Genomic DNA, 22,577 nt, shown 5'->3' with positions numbered 1-22,577 from the left:
TGACTGTCGGGCCCCGATCAGGGATTGGTCAGGGTAAGGATCCGGGCGGTCACCGAGGGCGGGCCGGGCGGCAGCGCGGACCGTGGGGGTATGACATCCACCGCCGCTCCCCACGCCCCGTACAAGCAGCTCCGGCGCCCCACCACCGACCGCATGGTCGCCGGGGTCGCCAGCGGCGTCGGCCGCTACTTCGCCGTCGACCCCACACTTGTCCGGGTGGCCTTCGCGGTCACCGGCCTGCTCACCGGCGGGCTCGCGCTGTTCGCGTACCCGATCATGTGGTTCCTGATGCCGGAGGAGCCCACCGGCGCGCCGGCCTGGCCGCACACGGCGGGCGTCGCGCCGCAGGCAGGCCCGCCGCCCACCGCCGGGCCCCCGCCCGGCGGACCACAGCCGGGGTACGCCCCGACGCCGCCCTACCCGCCGACGACCCCGTCGGACCCGCCGTCGGCCGCCTGACCGGCGCTCACTCCCACTCGATGGTGCCCGGCGGCTTGCTGGTCACGTCCAGGACCACCCGGTTCACCTCGGCCACCTCGTTGGTGATCCGGGTGGAGATCCGGGCGACCACCTCGTAGGGCAGTCGTGACCAGTCGGCCGTCATCGCGTCCTCGCTGGAGACGGGGCGCAGCACCACGGGGTGACCGTAGCTGCGCCCGTCTCCCTGCACACCGACGCTGCGTACGTCGGCGAGCAGCACCACCGGGAACTGCCACACGCCCCGGTCCAGGCCGGCGGCGGTCAGCTCCTCGCGGGCGATAAGGTCGGCCTCGCGGAGCAGGTCGAGGCGCTGCTGGTCGACCGCGCCGATGATCCGGATGGCCAGGCCGGGGCCCGGGAACGGGTGCCGCCAGACCATGGCCTCGGGCAGGCCCAGTTGCAGACCGAGCGCCCGGACCTCGTCCTTGAAGAGTGTGCGCAGCGGCTCGACCAGGGCGAACTTCAGGTCCTCCGGCAGACCGCCGACGTTGTGGTGGCTCTTGATGTTGGCGGTGCCGGTGCCGCCGCCGGACTCCACCACGTCTGGGTAGAGCGTGCCCTGGACGAGGAACTCCACGTCGCCGTGCGAGGCGATCTCGCGGGCGGCGGCCTCGAAGACCCGGATGAACTCCCGGCCAATGATCTTGCGCTTCTGCTCCGGGTCGGTCACGCCGGCCAGCGCGCCGAGGAACCGGTCGGCGGCGTCGACCACCTTCAGCTTGATGCCGGTGGCGGCCACGTAGTCCTTCTCCACCTGCTCGGCCTCGCCGGCGCGCAGCAGACCGTGGTCGACGAAGACGCAGGTGAGCTGGTCACCGACCGCCTTGTGCACAAGTGCCGCGGCGACCGCCGAGTCCACCCCGCCGGACAGGCCGCAGATGACCTCCTTGTCGCCGACCTGGGCGCGGATCCGGGCAACCTGCTCGTCGATGATGTTCTCGGGCGTCCAGGTCGGCTCGATGCCGGCGATGTCGTAGAGGAAGCGGGTCAGCATCTCCTGGCCGTGCGCGGTGTGCCCGACCTCCGGGTGGAACTGCACACCGGCACGCCGCCCGGCCAGATCCTCGAACGCGGCGACCGGCGCGCCCGCCGACTCGGCGGTGACCGTGAAGCCCGCCGGGGCCTCGGTGACGCAGTCGCCGTGGCTCATCCACACCGGCAGGTCGGCGGGCAGGTCGCGCAGCAGCACACCGGGGTCGAGGAGGCGGGGGCGCAGCGGCGTACCGCCGTACTCACGGTTACCGGTCTTCGCCACGGTGCCGCCGAGCGCCTGGGCCATCGCCTGGAAGCCGTAGCAGATGCCGAAGACCGGCACGTCGGCGGTGAACACGCCCGCGTCGATCTGCGGCGCGTCAGGTGCGTAGACGCTGGCCGGGCCACCGGAGAGGATGATCGCGGCGGGGTTCTTCGCCAGCATCTCGGCGATCGGCATCGAGTGCGGCACGATCTCGGAGTAGACCTTCGCCTCACGGACCCGGCGGGCGATGAGCTGGGCGTACTGGGCTCCGAAGTCCACCACGAGGACGGGGCGAGGCAGGCTCATGTGCACAAAGCCTACCGGCCGTCAAGGTTGATCCGCCGTCGGGTGGGAGCGGCGAGAAAGGTACGCATCGGTCAACGCTGACGACGGCGCCATCGGGGGTTGAAAGCGACCACTACCCTCGCCACCGTGGATGCCTGGGTGATAGACGAGCACAGCAAGGGCCTGGTCGATCGGCAGTTGAAGACGATCACCGTCAACGCCGAGCGGGTACGGGCGGCACTCGAGGAGTTGCAGGTGCTGCTGCCGGACGACCCCGACCCCACCGACGGCAGTCGACGTCGCTGGCGGATGGACGAGGTCGAACTGACCATCGAGTTGACCGGCGAAGGCGGTGTGAAGCTGCTCGGCAGCGCCACCGTTGGCGTCACCGGGGGCATCCGGGTGCTCTACAAGCGAGCCGAGTGACGGAATGCGTCGGGCACTCCTCGTCGGCATCGCGCACTACACGGGCGGTTACAGCGCTGCCATCAGGCCAGCCGTCATGGCGGACGTCCAGAGGCTCAGACACGGTCTCGGCGACAGCGGGGTAACCGTGTCGAAGGCGATCCTGGCCGAGGACGCCGAGGTCGGCTCGGACACCATCCGCACGGCGATCGCCGAGTTTCTCATCGACTGCGACGTCGACGATGACCTGATCGTCTACTTCAGCGGGCACGGCCGCTACTTCGACGGGGTCAGCTACCTGGTGCCCTCGTCTGCCAACCCGCGCCTACCCGATCAACGCAGCTATCTGGTGCCGGTCTGGTTCGACGAGGAGATCAAGATCAGTCCGGCCCGCTCGGTCACCTTCCTGATCGACGCCTGCCGGGACGGCGAGCCGGACGACGGCCCGCACCGGCCGCCGATGCCGTCGAACACCGCGACCACCTTCGTCTTCGCGACCCAGGCTCCGGCTGTCGCGCACAGCGTCGCGGGGGCCGACGCGTGCAGTGTGTTCACTCGGGCGCTCGTGGAGCTGCTGCCCAGCCTCCCACCGGAGGTACGCCTCGCCCGGGCCGCCGGGCTGGTGCAGGACCGGATGACGCTGATCTGCGGCCAGGAGGGCCTACCCAGCCAACACCTGGACGTGGTCAGCAATGTCAACCCGGACACTGCCGCGTTCCCCCTCTTCGCGTTCAGCCCCGCCATGCTCGCCGAGGACCGGTGGAGCCGACTGCTTCGCAACGAGCTTCCCGACATCCTGGGCGAGACGTCGCCCGGCCGACCGGAGCCGTCACCCGAGCAGGTCGAGCGGCTCCTGAAGATCGCGGACGGGCTGGAGGCGGAGGCGTCGGCCGAGTCCGTCCTGGCCGGCCGGGCGACGAGCCCTTGGCTGCAACCCGGCCTCGTCGATCGACTCGCCCGTACCCTGCGGGAACTCGCCCCCGCGATCCTCGCCACCCCGTTCGAACGGTTGGTGCTGGTCGGGATGGCCGCGGTCGTCGACGCGGCAGTTCGCCACGCCGAGCTGAGCCTGCTGGCCCGGTCGGACTCGTGTTGGTCGGTGGAGTGCGTACTCTCCGCCGAGCCTGGGTTGCGCAGGGCCATCGATCAGGGCGACGACCCCGCGTCGCCACTCCGGCAGTGGGCCGCCCACCTCGCCGCAGTACGGGAGTGCGCCCTCGACACCACCGGCAGGCTCCGCAACGGCACCGCGGACATCGTCCGGGGAATCAAGCCCGACCTGCCTGCGGCCAGTGTTGGTCGGACGGTGGACTACCTCGTCGACGCGGTGCGCTACGCCCTCGACCCGTCCCGCAGCCTGACGGATCTGGACCCGACCGAGCTGGAGATCGACCTGGAACCTGTCCGGTCCAGCGTCAACGGCCGGCGGCTGGCCGCCGCGCTGCAACTGCTCTGGCGTCTGAGCCTTGACACCCGGTTCTTCGAGCCGGCCAGCGGCATCCATCTGACGCACGACGGTCTGCCCATCGCCGATGCCCTGGCAGGTCTTCAGGAGGCACGCTGGCACCGGGTGCAGAACCTTCTGGATCTGAGCCTCTGGACCCGCAGCGCACCGATCGACCAGGCGATCCGGCAGCTCGTGGTGGAAACGAACGAGATCCTGCTGACGCACCGCCAGCCGGGTGGCCCGCTGCACCAGACCAAGACGCCGCACCTGATCGCCACGAGCCGGCTGCAACCCGAGCGAGCCTCGTTCCGGCTGCCGCACGTGACCTTCCGGGTCTCCACCTCGGAGACTCGGCACCTCCTGATGGGTACCAACCTCTACCAGGACCCGTCGCTCGCCGTCCGCGAGCTGTACCAGAACGCCGTCGACGCCTGCCGCTACCGGGAACGTCGGCTCCAGCACCTCCAGGGCGACGACCACGACTGGAGTCCGGTGATCAAATTCCGGATGGGTGTCGACGGTGGACGCCGGTATCTCGAATGCCGTGACAACGGCATCGGCATGTCGCACCACGAGATCCGGGAGGCGTTCGCGAAGGCGGGGCGTCGGTTCCGGGACCTCCCGGAGTTCATCCAGGAGTCCGCCGAGTGGGCCACCGACGGCGGCGCGGATTTCCAACCGATCTCGCAGTTCGGCATCGGAGTGCTCAGCTACTTCATGATCGCCGACGAGTTGGAGGTCCGGACCACCCGGGTCGATCGCCGCTTGGGCCTTCAGGCGCCGATCCGGGTCCGAATCCGTGGTGGGTCGGACCTGTTCCAGATCAGCGACGGCGGCCAGGTCGAGCCCACCGGGGGTGGATCTGTCGTCCGTCTCTTCCTCAACCCCGAGTTCCAGGAGTTCGATCTGGCCGAGGCGCTGAACCGGACCGTCCGGGCGCCCACCATCCCGGTGCTCTTCGAGGATCGGACGTGGCACGCGGATCGGCTGTACGACCGCAACGGCAACGAGGTGACGCCCTGTTTCCGGTCACCGGACCTCGCCGTCTTCTTTCATGAGGGGCCGGGCGAGATCCTCGTCAACGGCATCCCGATCGACGATCCCCAACGCTCACGATCGAACGGCTGCACCGTCTCGCTCGGGGCGTGGGCCCAGCCGAACCTCAGCGTGGACCGTCGGACGCTGCTGGGGTACGACGAACAGGTGGTTAGCGAACGCATTCAGCAGGCCGCCACCAGGGTGGGCGACTGGGCCGATGCGTCCGGCAACTGGCTGTTGGGTCTCTTCAGCACGGACATCCCGGGGGCGCGCCTGGCCTGGCAGAGGCTGCGCGACCGGCCGTTGACCGTCGGCCCGCCGATGCACCACGTCGAGATTCCCGACTCCGCGGCATACCGGACCAAACCGCTGTCACTGGTGCCGGCGCGGGACGGGCTGTATCTGCGGGATCCGAATCTGCTGCACCGCCGAGGAGACCCACACAACGCCCTCGATGCCGCCCGCATCGCCGCCATAATGGATGGCGAACGACCCAGCCCGCCACCGGGAATACCGCCCTTCGACGACCGGCTGGCCGCTGTCCTCAACGGGTACCGTCATCTCCCTGCCGACTTCGATCCCTTGTCGCGTCGAAGGAGCGGCGGCGACGATGTGGTCGGCCGGACGTTCGGGCGGGAGCGAGTCCTTGGCGAACTGCAGACGCTGGCAGAACATCTGCAGGTCACCCTTGGTGCGGTAGCAGTCTATGCGTGGGCGTTGGCGCTGCTCGAGCAGCCGGCGTCGCTCAGCCTGACACCTGCGGCAGCCGGTTTGTCGGCCAGGCGTAATGCGGAGACCTGGCGGTCACTGGCGGCCTCTCCACTTCGTAACCTGCCGATCCTCCTCCGCGATCTGACCTTCGCTGTGATCAGCACGCGAGCGATGGAGGAGGACGTGCCGGAGTGGCCAGCCACTCGCATCGTGCCCGCAGTGGCATGGCTTCCCGTTCCGACACTCGACCGCGACACCGCGATGAAGCGACTCGCCAAACGCGCTGCCACAGGGCTCACAGACCTCAGGGCCGAAGCACAGAGTGTTCTGTTCGGAGATCCGCCGCCGGCCGCACAGGGCAGGTACACAGACGTGACGCCGCATTTAAGTCGACATGCGATGCTGGCGGCGTCCCGCGACTGTGACCGTGTGGCTCCGTTTCATCGCGCCATCATTCCCGCCCTCAATGTCGCCTTCGCCGCCTACGAAGCGTCCTGGGAGCACGGACCAGACCACGATCAGATCATGGCCGAGCTTTCCGCGGCGGGCTTCCGAACCGAGCCGCACGTCGAGGATTGGTCCCTGGTCATGGCGGCCGTCGAAGCCTGCCCCGCCCTGGCCCAGAGCAACGGACGCTTGCTCGACGACGCGGTCGTCGATCTGCAGGTGCTGACCGCGATCTTGGACGAGTCCGAATGGGATGACCTTTCCCGCGCCATCGATCTCCTCGTTCAAGCGGGTATCGGGAGCGAGGGACTGACCGAGGCAGTTCGCCTCAGGCCAGAGTCGAGAGGTCAGCTCAGACGACATGCCGGCATCCTCGAGGGGCAACTCTCCCATGCCCTCGTCACGATCGACACGGTGGTGACACTCGCCACCGTCGAGGGTGGCACTTTCGGGCAGGCACTCACCGACCTGGAGCGGTATCGCGGCCTGACGCGCCGCTTCGACCTGCCCGCACGCCTTCCCGCCAGCCTCGCCGACCGGACGCCGAGCAGGCTCGTTCAGCAATTCTTCACCGAGTTTCCCTGGGACCGATTCGCCCGCAGTGGCTCGAACTGGGCGCTGCGAGCGGTCCGTATCTCCGCCCTGACCGGCACCTCTCTGCGGGACATCACGGCCGAGGTCCGCCCCCTGCTCGCTGCCGGTGGCGAGGACGTCGCGCAGCTCGACCAACTGACGTCGGTCGTGGACCGTCCAATCGTCTTCGACGACCTGCTCGTGCTCGGCACGCAACAACTGCAGCCACCGCTTGCCGACCAGGCGGAGATCGCCGCCCTGTGCCGCCCGTTCGCAGTCGACCCAGGCAGTCTGGCCGACCGCGCGACGCAGTGGCTCGCCGTACCCCGCCTCAGGATCGACGAGCGCGACTGGCCGACGGTGCGGTGGCTCCTCCGCGCCGACGTCGAATAGCCCGGAATTAGGTGCGAAGGGCGCCCGGGGCGTCCGCCGGCACCGCCGGCTGGTGCGGAGGTACGGCTGCCACCCGGCGGTACGGGGACCCGAGCGGCGGGCGGGGGTCCTCCTCGCCCTTGTTGGGCCAGAAGGACATCGCCCGTTCCGCCTGGGCGGTGATCGTCAGTGACGGGTTCACACCGAGGTTGGCCGAGACCGCCGCGCCGTCGACGACGTGCAGCCCGGGGTGCCCGTACACCCGGTGCCAGGGATCGATCACCCCGTCGGCCGGGGTCGCTCCGATGACCGCCCCGCCCAGGATGTGCGCGGTGATCGGGATGTCGAACGGTTCGGTGAGCGAGCCGCCCGGGGTGCCACCGATCTCCTCGGCGAGCAGCCGGGTCGCGGTGTTGCCGGCCGGGATCCAGGTGGGGCTGGGGGCGCCGTGGCCCGGGCCGGTGGCGAGTCGACGGCCGAACACGCCGCGCCGCCACCGGGTGGTCAGCGAGTTGTCCACCGACTGCATCACCAGGGCGATCACCGTCCGCTCCGACCAGCCGCGGACCGACAGCATCCGGGCGGCCAACCCCGGCTGCCGCACGATGCTGCCCAGCCACCGCCGCACCCGGTGTGGACCACCGTCGACCAGCAGCGACTGGAGCAGACCCATCGCGTTGGAGCCTCGCCCGTAACGGACCGGCTCGACGTGGGTCTGCGGGTCCGGGTGGAACGAGCTGGTGATGGCCACCCCTTCGGTGTAGTCCAGCCGCTCGGACCGGGCCCGTCGGCGGGGCACCGAGGCGCCCAGGATCGCCTCCGAGTTGGTCCGGGTCAGCTCGCCGAGGCGCGGTGAGAGCCGAGGCAGCACGTCGTCGGCCCGCATGGCGTGCAGCAGCCGTTGGGTGCCGAGCGCACCGGCCGCGAACACCACCTGGTCGGCGTGGATGACCTGCCGCCGCTTGCGCAGCCACGCGCCGGTGCGTTCGGCGTGCACCTCGTAGCCGCCCTCGGCGGCCGGACGGACGGCGGTCACCGTGGTCAGCGGGAGCACCGTGACCCCGAGCCGCTCGGCGAGCCACAGGTAGTTCTTGACAAGCGTGTTCTTCGCCCCGTGCCGGCACCCGGTCATGCACGAGCCGCAGTGCAGACAACCGGTGCGCTCCGGGCCGGCCCCACCGAAGTACGGGTCGGCGACCCGCTCGCCGGGGCGGCCGATGTGCACGCCGACCGGGGTGGCGTGGAAGGTGTGCCCCACCCCCATCCGCTCGGCCACCGCCCGCATGGCGCGGTCCGCGCCGGTGTCCAGCGGGTACGTGGTGACGCCGAGCATCCGTTTGGCCTGTTCGTAGTGGCGGGCCAACTCGTCTCGCCAGTCGGTGATGTCGCGCCACTGCGGGTCGACGTAGAAGGCGGGCAGCGGTTCGTAGAGCGTGTTCGCGTAGACCAGCGAGCCGCCGCCCACACCGGCGCCGGAGAGCACCAGCACCCCGCTGCCGGAACCTCGGCGGGCCGGGCGGAGCAGGGTGAGCCGCTGGATGCCGTAGCAGCCCAGTCTCGGCGCCCAGAGGAACCGGCGGGCCCGCCAGGACGTCTGCGGGAACTCGTCGTCGGTGAAGCGCCGGCCAGCTTCCAGCACGGCGACCGAGTAACCCTTCTCGGCCAGCCGGAGGGCGGTGACGGCGCCGCCGAAGCCGGACCCGATGACGAGCACGTCGTACCGCATGGACGCATCATTACTCGCGAGTAGCGCTCGCGCCAGCGGCACTTTTCGCGCGATCATGCTCCGGCCGACCGACCCGGCGCCTCCCGGCCGCAACCCGGAGCACCCGTCGGAGCGTTGTTCACCAGACGGGTGGAAGGAATCCAAGATGATCCTCGGGTCGATGGCGCCGCGCCGACGATGGCTGCTGCTGGGGTTGGCGGCCCTCGCCGCGGTCGCGCTTGTCGCGGCCGGTGCGGTGGTGGTCACCCGGCTGACCGGTGACAGCAAGCCGGGCGGCGGCCCGGTGGCCGGCTCGCCGACCCCGTCGCCGGTCGGCACGCCCACCCCGAGCCCCAGCGGCCCACCGCCGGGTGCGGACATCACCGGCCCGCTCAACCTGCTGCTGGTCGGTGTGGACACCCGGGTCAGCGTGCCCGGGTGGGAACCGCACTCGGACGCCGTGCTGGTGCTGCACGTGCCGAAGGGGTTGGGCCAGGCGTACCTCTTCTCGCTCCCCCGCGACCTGCTGGTCGACATCCCGGCGTTCCCGAAGGCCGGCTACAAGGGCGGCAAGACGAAGCTCACCCACGCGATGAGCTTCGGCAGCCGGGTGCCGGGCAAACCCAAGGAGCCGAGCACGGCCCAGGGGTACGAGCTGCTGCGCAGCACGGTCAGCGGGTACACGGGGCTACGCATCGACGCCGGCGCGGTGCTCACCTTCAACGGGTTCGACCGGCTGGTCAACGCTCTCGGCGGGGTGGACATCTACGTCGACCAGCGGGTCGAATCGCTGCACCGTCGACCGGACGGCAAGTACCGGGAGAGCGTGCCGGGCGGCTACACCGGGCCGCAGCAGGTCTACGAGAAGGGCGAGCAGCACCTCAACGGCTGGCAGGCACTCGACTACGCGCGGCAGCGCTACATCACCGGCGGCGACTACGCCCGGCAGCGTCACCAGCAGCAACTGATCAAGGCGCTCACCCGCAAGATCCTGGACGAGAACCTGGCCCGGCAACCCGAGCGGGTCGACCAGGTGGTCGCCGCACTCGGAGACACGCTGATCTACGTGGGTGGGCGGCGGATCGTCGACATCGCGTACGCCCTCAGCGGGGTGCCGGAGAACAAGTTCGTGCTGGTGGGCCTGCCCGGTTCCGGTGTCGGTAAGGGCAGCGCCTACCGCGGCGAACAGCTCACCACCGTCGGCCGGAAATTCATCACCGAACTCCGCGCCGGCCGCGCCGACGCGTATCTCGCCGCCAACCCCACCCTGGTCGTCAGGAACTGACTCAGGCGCTAGAGGCGCTTGGGCAGGGCCGGCTTCTTCGTGCCGTAGAGCCAGGCATCGAAGACCGCGTCGAGCTGCTTGCCGGAGATGCGTTCGGCGAGGGCGACGAACTCGGCCGTGGTGGCGGTGCCGTCGCGCTTCTCCGCGGCCCAGGTCTTGACGATCTCGAAGAACGCCTTGTCGCCCACGGCCACCCGCAGGGCGTGCAGGGTCATGCCCCCACGTTGGTAGACCGACTGGCTGAACAGCTGCTTCACACCCGGCTTGCCCGGCGGCGTCCTCCACACCTGCGCGGGCACCTGGGCGTACCGGATGTCGAACGCCTGCTTGGCCGTGTACGCCTTGGTGTGCTCGGCCCAGAGCCACTCCGCGTACGTCGCGAAGCCCTCGTTGAGCCAGATGTCCTCCCACGTGGCCAGCGCGACACTGTCACCGAACCACTGGTGCGCCAGCTCGTGGGCGACCACCTCGGTGTTCTCGCCCTGCCGGAAGAACCCGGCTGAGTAGACCGGCCGGCTCTGCGTCTCCAGGGCGTACGAGATCCGGCTGTCCGAGACCACCACCCCGCCGTACGCGTCGAACGGGTACGGCCCGAAGACGCTCTCCAGGTAGTCGGCCACCTTGACGGTCTGGGCGATCGACGTGTCAGCGGCGCCCTTGGCCACGTTGGTGGCGACCGCGTTGTACACCGGACGACCCTTGTGCTCGCCGGTGGTGATCCGGAACTTGCCGATCACCAGCGTGCTGAGGTAGCTCGCCATCGGTGACTTCTCCGACCACTTCCAGGTGGTCCACCCGTTCGCGCTGGTCTTGCCGCCGGGAACGCCGTTGCTGACGGCGGTCAGGCCATCGGGGACGGTGACCTCGAAGTCGTACGCCGCCTTGTCCGACGGGTGGTCGTTGACCGGGAACCAGGTGCTGGCCGACTCGGGCTGACCCAGCGCGATGGCACCCTCGGCGGTGTGCAGGAAGCCACCCTCACCGAGGGTCTCGTTCTTCAGCGGCTTCGGCACACCCTCGTAGGTGACCTCGGCGACGAACCCGTTGCCGTTGATCAGGCCGGACGCTGGTGTGACGACCAGCTCGTTCCGCTTCCGCTCGTGGGTCGCCGGTGCGCCGTCCACGGTGACCGCGGTGACGGTCAGGCCGGCCAGGTCGAGGTTGAACGTCGACAGGTCGGCCGTGGCGGTGCCCTGCACGGTGGTCGTACCGGTCAGCTGGTCCTTCGCCGGGTCGTAGCGCACCTTGACCGTGTACCGCCCGACGTCGTACCCACCGTTGCCGTAGCTCGGGAAGTAGGCGTCGCCGACCCCCTCCGCGCCCGGGGCGAACGTCCGCGACGGGGTGGGGGACGCGACCGACGACGGCGCAGCCTTCGGTGCCGTCGAATCGCACCCGGACAGCGCGAGTGCCCCGGCCACCAGCAGACCGGCGCCCATTCGCATTCTGTGCCGCGTCACCCGCATCCCATCCTCCCCGTGTGGCGGTGGCGGCCTACGCCGCTCCGCACGAAACAGCGGTTTGCCGCTGATCGCAGGCGGGAGCATATCGACCGGTCATCACGGCTCCGTCACGGCAGTGTGGGGGCTGACCCGCCCACCAGCCAGGCGTCGAAGAGCGGCCGCAACTGCCGGCCCGCCACCCGCTCGGCCAGCGCGACCAGATCCGCGGTGGTCGCGTTGCCCCCCGCCCGCTCGGCGGTCCAGGTCCGCAGGATGCGGAAGAACGTGTCGTCACCGACCGTCCGGCGCAACGCGTGCACGGCGAGCGCCCCGCGCTTGTAGACGGCCGTGCCGAACATCAGATCCGGGCCGGGCTCGACCGACGGCTGTGACCAGTCGGTCTTCGCGTACTGGAGTTCGAAGTTGCGCTGGGCGGTCCGGCCACCGTCGTGCTCCTCCCACAGCCACTCGGCGTAGCTGGCGAAGCCCTCGTTCAGCCAGATGTCGCCCCACCTGGCCAGCGACACACTGTCGCCGAACCACTGGTGGGCCAACTCGTGCGCGACGACGCTCGCGTTCGGCCGGTCGTCGGCGAAGAAGGCCGGCCCGTAGACCGGGCGCGACTGGGTCTCCAGCGCGTACCCGACCCGGTCGTCGGCGATCACGATCCCGCCGTACGAGTCGAACGGGTACGGGCCGAAGCGGCTGGCCAGGAAGTCGACGATCTCCCCGGTACGGGCCAGGGAGCTGGCCGCGCCACCGTTCGCCGGCAGGCTCGCCGCCACCGCCGTGACCATCGGCCGGCCGGCGTGGGTGTCGGTCACCACCCGGTAGTCGCCGATCACCAGCGTGCTCAGGTAGCTGGCCATCGGGGCGCGCTCCGACCAGCGCCAGGTGGTCCAGCCGTCGGCGCTGCTCTTCGGGCCGGGCACCCCGTTGCTCAGTGCGGCCAGGCCGTCCGGGACGGTCACCGCCAGGTCGTAGCTGGCCTTGTCCGACGGGTGGTCGTTGACCGGGAACCAGGTGGCGGCCGAGTCGGGTTGCCCGAGCGCGACCGCGCCGTCGGCGGTGTGCAGGAAGCCGCCGCTGCCCAACGACCCGCCCTCGACGGCGGTGGGCACGCCCGTGTAGCCGACGGTCACGGTGAACTGCCGACCGCGAGAAAGCCCGTCGCGCGGGGTCACCACGAGTTCGGCGTCGCTGCGGCGGTGGTCGGCCGGTGCGTCGCCCACCCGCACCGTGCCGACGTCCAGGCCGACCAGGTCCAGATTGAACCGGGACAGGTCCTGGGTGGCCGTGGCGGTGATGACGGCCTGCCCGGTCAGCCGGTCGGTCGACGGGTCGTAGCGGACGTCCAGGCCGTAGTGCGTGACGTCGTAGCCACCGTTGCCGCGCCCCGGCACGTACGGATCGCCGGCGTCGGCTGCACCGGGCCGGAAGCCGTCGCGGTCGTCACCCGTACAGCCGGCGGCGACCAGCGCGACGAAGCAGGTCAGCGCGGTGGCCATGGCGACCAGCCGACTGCCGGCGGGCGTCCGTCGGGTCCGGACCATGCACACTCCTCCTGCGGCATCGCGGTGAGGACGAGCGTAGTCAGCGCCAGCGGTCGCGCGGTCGATATCGACGATCGTCAGTCACTTTCGCTGGAACAAACAAAAGTAGCGATCGATTGACGCTTTCTTTCGACTTAGACCGACGTTAGTGTCTGGTCCCGACCACCGTCGCGAAAGGTGGAACCATGCCCGACCACACCGCACCCGACGCCACCCCCACCAGCCGGCTGAGCCGCCGGTCCCTGCTCGCCGCCTCCGCCGGCGCTGCCGCCGCGATCGGCGCGGCCGGCCTGCCGGTCCTCGCCACCGGCACCCCCGCACTCGCCAACCCCGGCAACGCGAGCAAGCTGCGGGTCGAGCCGCTGATCCCGGCCCGCAACCGCGGCATCATCCTCTACAGCGTCCGCGACCGGATCACGGCCGCGCCCGACGACAGCGGGGTGCCGTACGGCTTCGAGCGCGTCCTCGCCCGGCTCGCCGAGATCGGCTACAAGGAGATCGAGTTCGCCGGCTACACGCAGAGCACCGAGATCCTCGGCCGGCAGATCACCCCGACCGAGATCCGCAAGATCCTCGACGACAACGGCCTGGTCGCCAACGGCACCCACGCCACGATCCAGCCGGCCACCTTCCAGCAGCAGCTGGACATCGCCGAGGAACTCGGCATGAAGAACATCGGCACCGGCAGCGACCCGACCAACAGCGCCTACAAGGCCGAGTGGGACGCCGCCGCGGACATCTGGAACGAGCTGGGCCGGCAGGCCAAAGCCCGGGGCATGCGCCTCTACACGCACAACCACGACGCCGCGTACAGCTTCCTGATCGACCGTGGCCCGCGCGACGCGCAGGGCCGGCAGACCAGGTCGTCCGGCATCCGCCGGCTCGAATACTTCTTCGAGATCACCGACCCGCGGTACGTCTTCTTCGAGCTCGACATCTACTGGGCCTACGTGGCCCGCTACAAGCACCAGAAGTACGTCAACGCGGCCGGCCAGGAGGTCACCGACCTGTTCGACCCGATCCTCACCGTGGCCGACCGGACCACCCGGTTCCCGCTCTTCCACGCCAAGGACGGCGACCGGGACACCAGCGTCCCCAACGGCCACCAGATGGTTCCGCTCGGCGACGGCGACATCAACTTCCAGCAGTTCTTCCAGACCATCGGCGAGCGCAACTTCCACCACGCCAACTGGGAGATGGACACCGCCCCCGGCGGCGTCGACAACAGGGGACAGTCGCTCGACTTCGCGGCGACCAGCTACCGCAACATGTCCGACCTGACCATCTACGTCGAGAAGTGACACCCGCCTGAACGCGACGAAGGCCGGCCCGTGCGGGCCGGCCTTCGTGGTGTGACGGAAGGATCAGCGGTCCAGGACCAGGCCGACCTTCTGGAACTCCTTCAGGTCGCGGTAGCCGCACTTGGCCATCGCCCGACGCAGCCCACCGAACAGGTTGAGCTGACCGTCGGCCTCGTCCGCCGGCCCGAAGAGCAGCTCCTCCATCGACCCGAGCGGCTCACCGGCGACCTCGAACGCGCCACGCGGCAGCGACGGGTGGCTCGCCGCAGAGTGCCACCAGGCGCCGCCGGCGGGCGCCTCGTCGCAGAGCGACAGCGGCTCACCGAGCATCACCGCGTCCGCGCCGCAACCGAGCGCCTTGGCGATGTCGCCCGAGGTCTGCATGTCACCGTCGGCGATCAGGTGCACGTACCGGCCGCCGGTCTCGTCGAGGTAGTCGCGACGGGCCGCCGCCGCGTCGGCGATCGCGGTGGCCATCGGCACCCGGATGCCCAGCACCGACTCGGTGGTCGACCACTCGTCGCCACCGATGCCCACGATCACGCCGGCCGCGCCGGTACGCATCAGGTGCAGCGCCGTCTTGTAGTCCGTGCAACCGCCGACGATCACCGGCAGATCCAGGTCGGCGATGAACTCCTTGAGGTTCAACGGCTCGTCGGTGGTCGACACGTGCTCGGCCGAGACGATGGTGCCCTGGATGACCAGGATGTCCACCCCGGCGTCCAGGATCACCGGTGCCAGCGCCAGCGTGTGCTGCGGGGAGACCCGCACCGCCACAGTGCCACCGCCAGCGCGCAGCTCACGCACCCGCTCGGCGATCAGGTCCGGACGGATCGGCTCGGCGTACACCTCCTGGAGCCGCTTGGTGGCGCGGGCGTCCTCGTCGAGGCCGGCCAGCTCCTCCAGCACCTTCGTCGGGTTCTCGTAGCGGGTCCACAGCCCCTCGACGTTGAGCACGCCGAGGCCGCCGAGCTGACCGAGCCGCACCGCCGAGGCCGGGCTCATGGTGGCGTCGGAGGGGTGGCCGACGCACGGGATGCCGAACGGGTACGCGTCGAGCTGCCAGGAGGTCGAGACGTCGTCGACGTCCCGGGTGCGGCGGCTCGGCACGATGGCGATGTCGTCCAGGTGGTAGCCGCGCTGCGCGGTCTTGCCCAGCCCGATCTCGACCACGTCACGCATGGGGGACTCCAGGTGGTTGGGGGTGGTGGGTCAGCGGGTGTGGTAGTTGGGCGCCTCGACGGTCATCTGGATGTCGTGCGGGTGGCTCTCCTTCAGACCAGCCGCGGTGATCCGGATGAGCTGACCCCGGCGGTGCAGGTCGGGGATGTTCTCCGCACCGGCGTACCCCATGGCCAGCCGCAGCCCGCCGACCAGCTGGTGTGCCACCCGGGACAGCGGCCCCCGGTAGGGCACCTGACCCTCGACGCCCTCCGGGACGAGCTTGTCGTCGCTGAGCACGTCCTGCTGGAAGTAGCGGTCCTTGCTGTACGACTTGGCCTGGCCCCGGGACTGCATCGCGCCGAGCGACCCCATCCCGCGGTACGTCTTGAACTGCTTGCCGTTCACGAAGATCAGCTCGCCGGGGCTCTCCTCGCAGCCGGCCAGCAGGCTGCCGAGCATCACCGTGTCGGCGCCGGCCACCAGCGCCTTGGCGATGTCGCCGGAGTATTGGATGCCGCCGTCGCCGATCACCGGCACACCGGCCGGACGGGCGGCCCGGGCCGCCTCCATGATCGCGGTCACCTGCGGCACGCCGACCCCGGCGACGATCCGGGTGGTGCAGATCGCGCCCGGCCCCACGCCCACCTTGACGCCGTCGGCGCCAGCGTCGACAAGCGCCTTCGCGCCGGCGTACGTGGCCACGTTGCCGCCCATGATGTCGACCGTGACATCGGCCTTGAGCCGACGGACCATGTCCAGCACGGCCCGCTGGTGGCCGTGCGCGGTGTCCACGATCAGCACGTCGACGCCCGCGTCGACCAGGGCACGGGCCCGCTTGTACGCGTCCTCGCCGACGCCGATGGCGGCGGCGACCCGAAGGCGGCCGGCGTCGTCCTTGCTGGCGTCCGGGTACTGCTCGCTCTTGGTGAAGTCCTTGACGGTGATCAGGCCACGCAACCGACCCGAGTCGTCGACGATCGGCAGCTTCTCGACCTTGTGCTGACGCAGCAGCGCCAGCGCGTCGTCCTTGCTGACGCCCACCCGGGCGGTGATCAGCGGGGTGTGGGTCATGATCTCGCGGACCGGGGTGTCCGGCTCCGACACGAAACGCATGTCCCGGTTGGTGACGATGCCGACCAACTGGCCGTCGCCGTCCACCACCGGAACCCCGGAGATGCGGTAACGCCCGCACAGCTCGTCGACCTCGCGCAGCGTGTCGTCCGGGCTGGCGGTCACCGGGTTGGTGATCATGCCGGACTCGGAGCGCTTGACCAGGTCGACCTGGAGCGCCTGGTCCTCCAGGGACAGGTTGCGGTGCAACACGCCGATGCCACCCTGGCGGGCCATGGCGATCGCCATCCGGGCCTCGGTCACCGTGTCCATCGCGCTGGAGAGCAGCGGAATCGACAACTCGACGTTACGGGTGAGCTTCGTACGGGTGTTGACCCGGCTGGGCACCACGTCCGACTCGCCCGGCTGCAACAGCACGTCGTCGAAGGTGAGCCCGAGCGGAACCACCCGAGCGGAGCCGGCCGGCAGCTCGGGCAGGTGGCCGCCCAGGTCGGCGTGCTCGACGCCGGCCGGAAGATCGGTGCTGGGCGAATTTTCCACGATTGCTCCCCTGAGCTGCTCGGATGGGCTTCAGCGAGGTGGCGCGGGCGGGCACCGGAGCGCGCCACGGTGCCGGCACGTCGTCTCATCGTACCCACTGAGCTGGGCGACCCGTCCGTGGCGGCCCGGGCCCGGCGCGCGGCCGGGGGGCGGACGTCCGTGCCGCGTTGGGTCTACGGTGAAGGGGTGCACGACGAGCCCATCGACCCGTTCAATGGCGACCCGGCCGATCCCACCGCGGGTCTGGATGACCCGGGCGATGACCCGACGCCGGATCCGCTGACCGACGTCGAGCGGCAGGACGTGCTGGAAGACCTCGCCGATCTGGAGATCTACCAGGCACTGCTGGCCCCGATCGGGGTTCGCGGGCTGGTGATCGAATGCGAGGACTGCCGAGAACCGCACTACTTCGACTGGGACCTGCTCCGGGGCAACCTGCGGCACCTGCTCAACTCGGGTCGCCCCCGCGTGCACGAGCCCGCGTACGACCCCGACCCGGACCACTACGTGACCTGGGACTACGCCCGGGGTTACGCCGACGGCGTGCACGACACCCTGTCCGAAGGCACCGAGGACGAGCCGGGCACCCCGACCGCCACCCAGTGACGCCGCCGTTCGGTCAGGCGACCAGGCCGGCGCGGAAGCCCGCCGCCACCGCGTGCGCCCGGTCCCGGGCGCCAAGCTTGCGGAACAACCGCCGGGCGTGTGTCTTGACGGTGTCCTCCGAGACGAAGAGCTCCCGGCCGATCTCCGCGTTGCTCTTGCCCTCGGCCATGCCCAGCAGCACCTGAAGCTCACGCTCGGTCAGCCCGATCGACGCACGGGTGGGCCGGGCGTTCGGGGTGGGCCGGGCCGTATCGGTCTGCTCCGCCGGCGGCTCGCCGGTCGCCGACTCGGCCTCGTCGTCCCCCCGCTGCACCGGCACCGAGGGCACACCCGCCGCTCCCTCGCCAGGCGTGGCCGTCCAGCCGGGCTCGCCGGAACCACGCGGCGACGGCCCGGAGCGGCCGGAACCGCCCACCGCCGCGGCATTCCGAACCGGGTCGGTGATCCGCTGGCGGGAGGCCCGGCCGGGCGCGGCGAGCAGCAGCAGCGCCTTGGCCACCGCGCTGGTCAAATCGTGGTCGACGTTCTGGATGAGGCCCCGGGCACCGGCGCTGATGGTGGCCGCCGCAGCATCGGGCTCCTCGGTGCCGAGCAACAGCACCGCGGCCTGCGGGGCGCGGGCCAACACCCGACGGACGAAGCCGGCGCTGTCCGGCCGGGTGAGGGCCGTGTCGGCCAGCACCACGTCGGCCGGTCGCTCGGCCAACCGCAGCATCACCTCAGGATCGGAGACGGCGGTACGAACGATTGCTGACAACCCCAGCCGCGCGGCAGCAGAAGTAAGGTGCTGGGCCGCGAGTGGTGTCCGAACGCACACAAGGACGCTACGCACTGTGGTCTCCTCTCCGCCAACGAGCAGACCATGACGGGGTCGGCTCGGGAGGGGGTTCCCGGCAATCCTTCGAACTTTTCCGACAGATGGGGCAAAAGCCACAATTTGCGGGACGTTTTCGATCACACACGTGTGAGGTGATGACAGCCCGGGTACCGGGGGGTCCAGGCCGGGAACGGTGCGCCTGCGCGGCCCGCCGCCCGGACACCGGCCACAAGGATTCTCGCGGAGCCGCGCGGGAGGAGGGGTGCTGATGTCGAACGTACGTAGACTGCCCGGACCCATCGTCGATCTCTGGGACTGGCAGCGGCTCGGTGCCTGCCGGGGGCGGGACAGCGCCCAGTTCTTCCACCCCGACGGCGAGCGCGGCTCCTCCCGACTGCGTCGCGAGTCCGCCGCCAAGTCGGTCTGTCGCGCCTGCCCAGTCCGCGCCGAATGCGCCGCGCACGCCCTGTCGGTTCGCGAACCGTACGGCGTGTGGGGCGGCTTCAGCGAGTCGGAGCGACTGCGACTGCTCGCCGTCGGCTGGGAGGACCTGGCAGACCGCCGACAGGCCCGGGTCGACATCACGCGCCTGGAGGCCCGACTGGGCCACCCGCACAAGTCGACCATTCCGATCCAACGCAACGTGGCCTGACCCGGCACGTACCTGACATCGCGGAACGCGCCCCCGGTTCGGGGGCGCGTTCCGGCGTCTCTGGGCTCGGGTATGGCCCGACGTCTCCGGCTGCGGGGTGCGTTCCGGCAGATCCGGGCTCGGGGCGACTTCCGGCATCTCCGGGCTCGGGGCGACTTCCGGCGCCTTCGGGTTCGGGGTGCGTTCCGGTCTCTCCGGTTCGGTGGGCCGTTGTGGCGCCTCCGGACCGGGACGCTTCGGGCCATCGCTGCGACGCCTCGACACTCGCGCCCCGCTGGGCGTTATGTCGGGTCTGGTGTCTTCCAGACGTAGCCCATCGCAGCCGTTTGGGCGGTTTCAAGCGTATCGTCCTGTGATCGGCCGCACCCGTCGGCCGGAATCATGGCCGGCCCGGAGTCGTTACATCCCCTGACGATCGCAGGACCTAGGCCCGCCAGCCGAGCGTCACGGGTTGGAATGCCGGCCACCGGGCGGTCGTTACAACCCCCACGAGCGACCGACCGAGCGGCGCCGGCCCCCGAGGGTGCCAACGAATGGCCCCGGGAATGGGCCCCGGCCCCCGGTCGTTACACCCTGACCCGGCACCACGAGCCATCCGGCTGGTAGGTCGCCGATCCCGGCACCACGGGCCCCCGCTCGAAGGTGGCCGGACCCGCGCCGCGAGCAACCCCCGGCCCGCAGGCGCCGCCCCCAAGACTTTCCCCTTTTCTGCAGCGCCGGACGAGGTGCTCACACCCGCAGCATGTGTGCGGGTGTCCTTACCCCGAAGGAGCTACCCCCATGAACACGATCATGCGTAAGAGCGTGCTGTCCGTTGCTGGTCTCGCGTTCGCCGGTGGTGTGTTCGCCGGCCCGATCGCCGCCCACAACAACTCGGTAGACGCAAAGCCGGTCGCGGTAGCGGTGCAGGCCGACAAGCCGGACACCGCCAAGCTGATCCCGCACGGCACCCAGGGCGAGCAGTCGCACATCACCCTCAACGACGAGCAGACCGCCAACGTCAAGGCGATCATCGCCGCCACGAAGAAGGCCGGCCTGCCCGAGCGCGCCGCGGTGATCTCGATCGCGACGAGCCTGCAGGAGTCCAAGCTGGAGAACCTCGGCCACCTCGGCGATATGAACGACCACGACTCGCTGGGCCTGTTCCAGCAGCGCCCGAGCTCGGGTTGGGGCACGCCGGAGCAGATCACCGACCCTGAGTACTCCACGACCGCGTTCCTCAAGGGCCTCAAGCAGGTCGACGGGTGGCAGGACATGCCCCTGACCGAGGCCGCGCAGACCGTGCAGGTCTCCGCCTACCCGGACGCGTACGCCCAGTGGGAGCAGCAGGCTGCCGACCTGGTCGGCCAGTACTGGAACAGCTGACCCCCACCGAACGACCCGACCGCTGGCCGGCACCCCCACACGGGGTGCCGGCCAGCGGCGTATCCACCCCGAGATCTTGGACAGTTTCCGTTACGCGAGAACGGAACTGTCCAAGATCTCCACGATCAGGTTCGCACCGGTCGGGCGGATGGGCCTGCGCTGGGCCCACCGGGGCCGGCCGCCCGGCTGGCGGAGGCGGACCACCCGACGCTGGACCACGCGGCGCTGGCCGCTCAGCCCTCTGGACGGAGGCGGACCACCCGGCGCTGGACCACGCGGCGCTGGCCGCTCGGCCCCCTTGGACGAAGGCGGACCACCCGGCGCTGGCCCGGGTGGGCTGGGTGACCACCGGTGCGGTGGTCAGCGGACGGTGACGGTGACCGTGTGCCAGCCGGTGGCGCCGTCCGGGGCGACGCCCTGCGTACGCTCGGTCTGGGTCTCGCCGGTCGCGTCCGTTGCCCGAACCTGGAGACGGTGCTCGCCCGGCGTGGCGTCCCAGCGCCACGACCACTGCACCCAGGTGTCCACCGACACCGTCGGAGCCAGTGTCGCCTCCTGCCAGGGCCCGCCGTCGACGCGTACCTCGACGCGGCGGATGCCCCGGTGCTGCGCCCACGCCACCCCTGCCACGGTTATCGGGCCGGCGGTCAGCCGGTTGCGTCGCCGGGGCGCGTCGATCCGGGACTGGGTCTTGATCGGCCCCTGGGCGGACCAGCCGCGCTGCACCCAGTACGCGTCGAAGTCGGCGAACCGGGTCAGCTCCAGCTCGGTCACCCACTTGCACGCCGACACGTAGCCGTAGAGGCCGGGCACCACCATCCGGGCCGGGAAGCCGTGCTCGACCGGCAGCGGCTCGCCGTTCATGCCGACCGCCAGCAGAGCGTCCCGCCCGTCGCGCAGCGCGGCGGTGGGGGTGCCGCAGGTCCAGCCGTCGACCGAGCGGCCGACGACCTGGTCAGCGTCCTCGTCCGGATCCACCTCGTCCAGCAGTTCCCGAAGGGGAACGCCGAGCCAGCGGGCGTTGCCGATCAGGTCCCCGCCCACCTCGTTGGAGACGCACGCCAGCGTGACGTACCGCTCCACCAGCGGCCGGGCCAGCAGATCGGCGTACGTGTAGGTGCGTTCGGTGCCGACCCGCCCGTGGATCCGCAGCCGCCAGCTGTCCGGGTCGACCTGCGGCACCACCAGCGCGGTGTCGATCCGGTAGAAGCCGAGGTTCGAGGTGACGTACGGCGCGAGTTGCGTCAGTGAGAGGTCCGCACCGGCCGGCACGGCCGGTGCGGGGGCGACCGGCGCGGGTAGTCGGATCGCGTCCCGCGCGGCGGAAACTCCGCGTCGTCCGGCCAGCCAGCGCCCACCGAGACCAGCCACCACGGCGGTGCCGAGCAGCACCCCACTGCCGGTGAGGAACCGCCGCCGAGACTCGGGGTCGACCTCCGCGGGACCGGCCGGCTCGGCCGGGACCGCCGGCGCGGGCGCGGCGGGCTTCACCGGCAGCCCTTCAGGTCCCGGCGAATCCGGTTCGGCCCCAGACCCTCGCACCGGGCCGGCGGACGGCACCGGAGCATCGGGCGGCACCGAACCGGCAGGCGGCACGGTCGGGGTGGGTGGGGACCAGGGCCAGGGGTCCAGCTCGAACGGTCCACCGATGAACAGCCAGAGCACCAGGGCGCCCAGGCCGGCGCCGACCAGTGACGGCAGCGCGTCGAAGGCGTCCGCACCGGGGCGGGTCAGCGCGGCGGCCACGCCGATGACGCCGAACGCGGTGATGCCGGCCAGGCCGAACGCCAAACGACGAACCGCCAGCACACCGAAGAGCGCGGCGAACCCTCCCAGCAACAGGCCCGTGCCGACCAGCAGCGCGATCTTGTCGGCGGTGCCGAAGACGTCGATGGCGAACTGCTTCAGCGACTCGGGGACGGCGTCCACGACCACCCCGCCGACCGCGACCAGGGGCGCCGACCGGGGGCCGGTCAGCACTGCCACCGGTTCGGCGATCCCGATCGCGACGGCGGCGGCGGTCACTCCGGCCAGCGCGGCGTAGCGCCGCGACGTGGTGCTCATCGGCCCAGTGTGCGCGA

The 22,577-nt window shown here is 70.7% G+C and carries 16 protein-coding genes; 8 read left to right on the top strand and 8 right to left on the bottom strand.

The annotated features are described in order from the left end of the window. Positions 1-90 precede the first annotated feature (90 nt). Complete coding sequence (locus tag ABGB10_RS24910; protein ID WP_347663369.1) at positions 91-459, top strand: PspC domain-containing protein; 369 nt, start codon at positions 91-93, stop codon at positions 457-459. A 7-nt stretch (positions 460-466) separates the two neighbouring features. Here the strand turns inward: ABGB10_RS24910 and guaA are convergent, their stop codons facing one another. Further along, positions 467-2,023 (bottom strand): glutamine-hydrolyzing GMP synthase, encoded by a 1,557-nt coding sequence (guaA, locus tag ABGB10_RS24905; RefSeq protein ID WP_347663368.1) that lies wholly within the window; start codon positions 2,021-2,023, stop codon positions 467-469. A gap of 126 nt (positions 2,024-2,149) precedes the next feature. Between guaA and ABGB10_RS24900 the strand changes: the two genes are divergently transcribed. After that, positions 2,150-2,428 (top strand): hypothetical protein, encoded by a 279-nt coding sequence (locus ABGB10_RS24900; RefSeq protein WP_347663367.1) that lies wholly within the window; start codon positions 2,150-2,152, stop codon positions 2,426-2,428. 4 nt (positions 2,429-2,432) lie between these two features. Continuing rightward, a complete protein-coding gene (locus ABGB10_RS24895) occupies positions 2,433-7,016 on the top strand; it encodes a caspase family protein (RefSeq protein ID WP_347663366.1) in 4,584 nt (1,527 codons plus the stop codon). Between the two features lie 7 nt (positions 7,017-7,023). Here ABGB10_RS24895 and ABGB10_RS24890 read toward each other — a convergent pair whose 3' ends face one another. Beyond that, positions 7,024-8,721 carry a GMC family oxidoreductase gene (locus ABGB10_RS24890; RefSeq protein ID WP_347663365.1) on the bottom strand — a complete coding sequence of 566 codons (1,698 nt, stop codon included), beginning with the start codon at positions 8,719-8,721 and terminating at the stop codon, positions 7,024-7,026. Between the two features lie 145 nt (positions 8,722-8,866). Between ABGB10_RS24890 and ABGB10_RS24885 the strand changes: the two genes are divergently transcribed. Next, a complete protein-coding gene (locus ABGB10_RS24885) occupies positions 8,867-9,985 on the top strand; it encodes an LCP family protein (protein WP_347663364.1) in 1,119 nt (372 codons plus the stop codon). An 8-nt stretch (positions 9,986-9,993) separates the two neighbouring features. Here the strand turns inward: ABGB10_RS24885 and ABGB10_RS24880 are convergent, their stop codons facing one another. Then, positions 9,994-11,451: a M1 family metallopeptidase gene (locus ABGB10_RS24880; RefSeq protein ID WP_347663363.1), complete on the bottom strand. Its 1,458-nt coding sequence runs from the start codon at positions 11,449-11,451 to the stop codon at positions 9,994-9,996. 104 nt (positions 11,452-11,555) lie between these two features. Next, positions 11,556-12,935, bottom strand: a complete 1,380-nt coding sequence (locus ABGB10_RS24875) for a M1 family metallopeptidase (RefSeq protein ID WP_347663439.1) — start codon at positions 12,933-12,935, stop codon at positions 11,556-11,558. Between the two features lie 230 nt (positions 12,936-13,165). Here ABGB10_RS24875 and ABGB10_RS24870 point away from each other — a divergent pair, with 230 nt between their 5' ends. After that, positions 13,166-14,281 carry a sugar phosphate isomerase/epimerase gene (locus tag ABGB10_RS24870; protein WP_347663362.1) on the top strand — a complete coding sequence of 372 codons (1,116 nt, stop codon included), beginning with the start codon at positions 13,166-13,168 and terminating at the stop codon, positions 14,279-14,281. 63 nt (positions 14,282-14,344) lie between these two features. Here the strand turns inward: ABGB10_RS24870 and ABGB10_RS24865 are convergent, their stop codons facing one another. Further along, positions 14,345-15,463 (bottom strand): GuaB3 family IMP dehydrogenase-related protein, encoded by a 1,119-nt coding sequence (locus ABGB10_RS24865; protein ID WP_269682365.1) that lies wholly within the window; start codon positions 15,461-15,463, stop codon positions 14,345-14,347. A gap of 30 nt (positions 15,464-15,493) precedes the next feature. Beyond that, on the bottom strand, positions 15,494-17,056 hold the full coding sequence (guaB, locus tag ABGB10_RS24860) for an IMP dehydrogenase (protein WP_347663361.1): 1,563 nt from the start codon (positions 17,054-17,056) through the stop codon (positions 15,494-15,496). Between the two features lie 186 nt (positions 17,057-17,242). Here guaB and ABGB10_RS24855 point away from each other — a divergent pair, with 186 nt between their 5' ends. Then, the gene (locus ABGB10_RS24855; RefSeq protein WP_347663360.1) at positions 17,243-17,662 is read left to right on the top strand and encodes a DUF5319 domain-containing protein; all 420 of its coding nucleotides are present in this window, start codon (positions 17,243-17,245) and stop codon (positions 17,660-17,662) included. A gap of 13 nt (positions 17,663-17,675) precedes the next feature. Here the strand turns inward: ABGB10_RS24855 and ABGB10_RS24850 are convergent, their stop codons facing one another. Beyond that, positions 17,676-18,494: a response regulator transcription factor gene (locus ABGB10_RS24850; RefSeq protein WP_347663359.1), complete on the bottom strand. Its 819-nt coding sequence runs from the start codon at positions 18,492-18,494 to the stop codon at positions 17,676-17,678. Between the two features lie 253 nt (positions 18,495-18,747). Here ABGB10_RS24850 and ABGB10_RS24845 point away from each other — a divergent pair, with 253 nt between their 5' ends. Both ABGB10_RS24845 and ABGB10_RS24840 read left to right on the top strand, forming a co-directional pair. After that, the gene (locus ABGB10_RS24845; RefSeq protein ID WP_347663358.1) at positions 18,748-19,131 is read left to right on the top strand and encodes a WhiB family transcriptional regulator; all 384 of its coding nucleotides are present in this window, start codon (positions 18,748-18,750) and stop codon (positions 19,129-19,131) included. Positions 19,132-19,911: 780 nt separating this feature from the next. Then, complete coding sequence (locus ABGB10_RS24840) at positions 19,912-20,496, top strand: hypothetical protein (RefSeq protein WP_347663357.1); 585 nt, start codon at positions 19,912-19,914, stop codon at positions 20,494-20,496. A gap of 360 nt (positions 20,497-20,856) precedes the next feature. Here the strand turns inward: ABGB10_RS24840 and ABGB10_RS24835 are convergent, their stop codons facing one another. Next, entirely contained in the window at positions 20,857-22,560 is a 1,704-nt protein-coding gene (locus tag ABGB10_RS24835; RefSeq protein ID WP_347663356.1) for a molybdopterin-dependent oxidoreductase, read from the bottom strand. Positions 22,561-22,577: the final 17 nt, after the last annotated feature.

Origin of the sequence: Micromonospora sp. B9E7 (assembly GCF_039871815.1) — a bacterium.
Classification (GTDB): Bacteria; Actinomycetota; Actinomycetes; order Mycobacteriales; family Micromonosporaceae; genus Micromonospora.
This window is presented reverse-complemented; position numbering and strand designations above follow the sequence as displayed.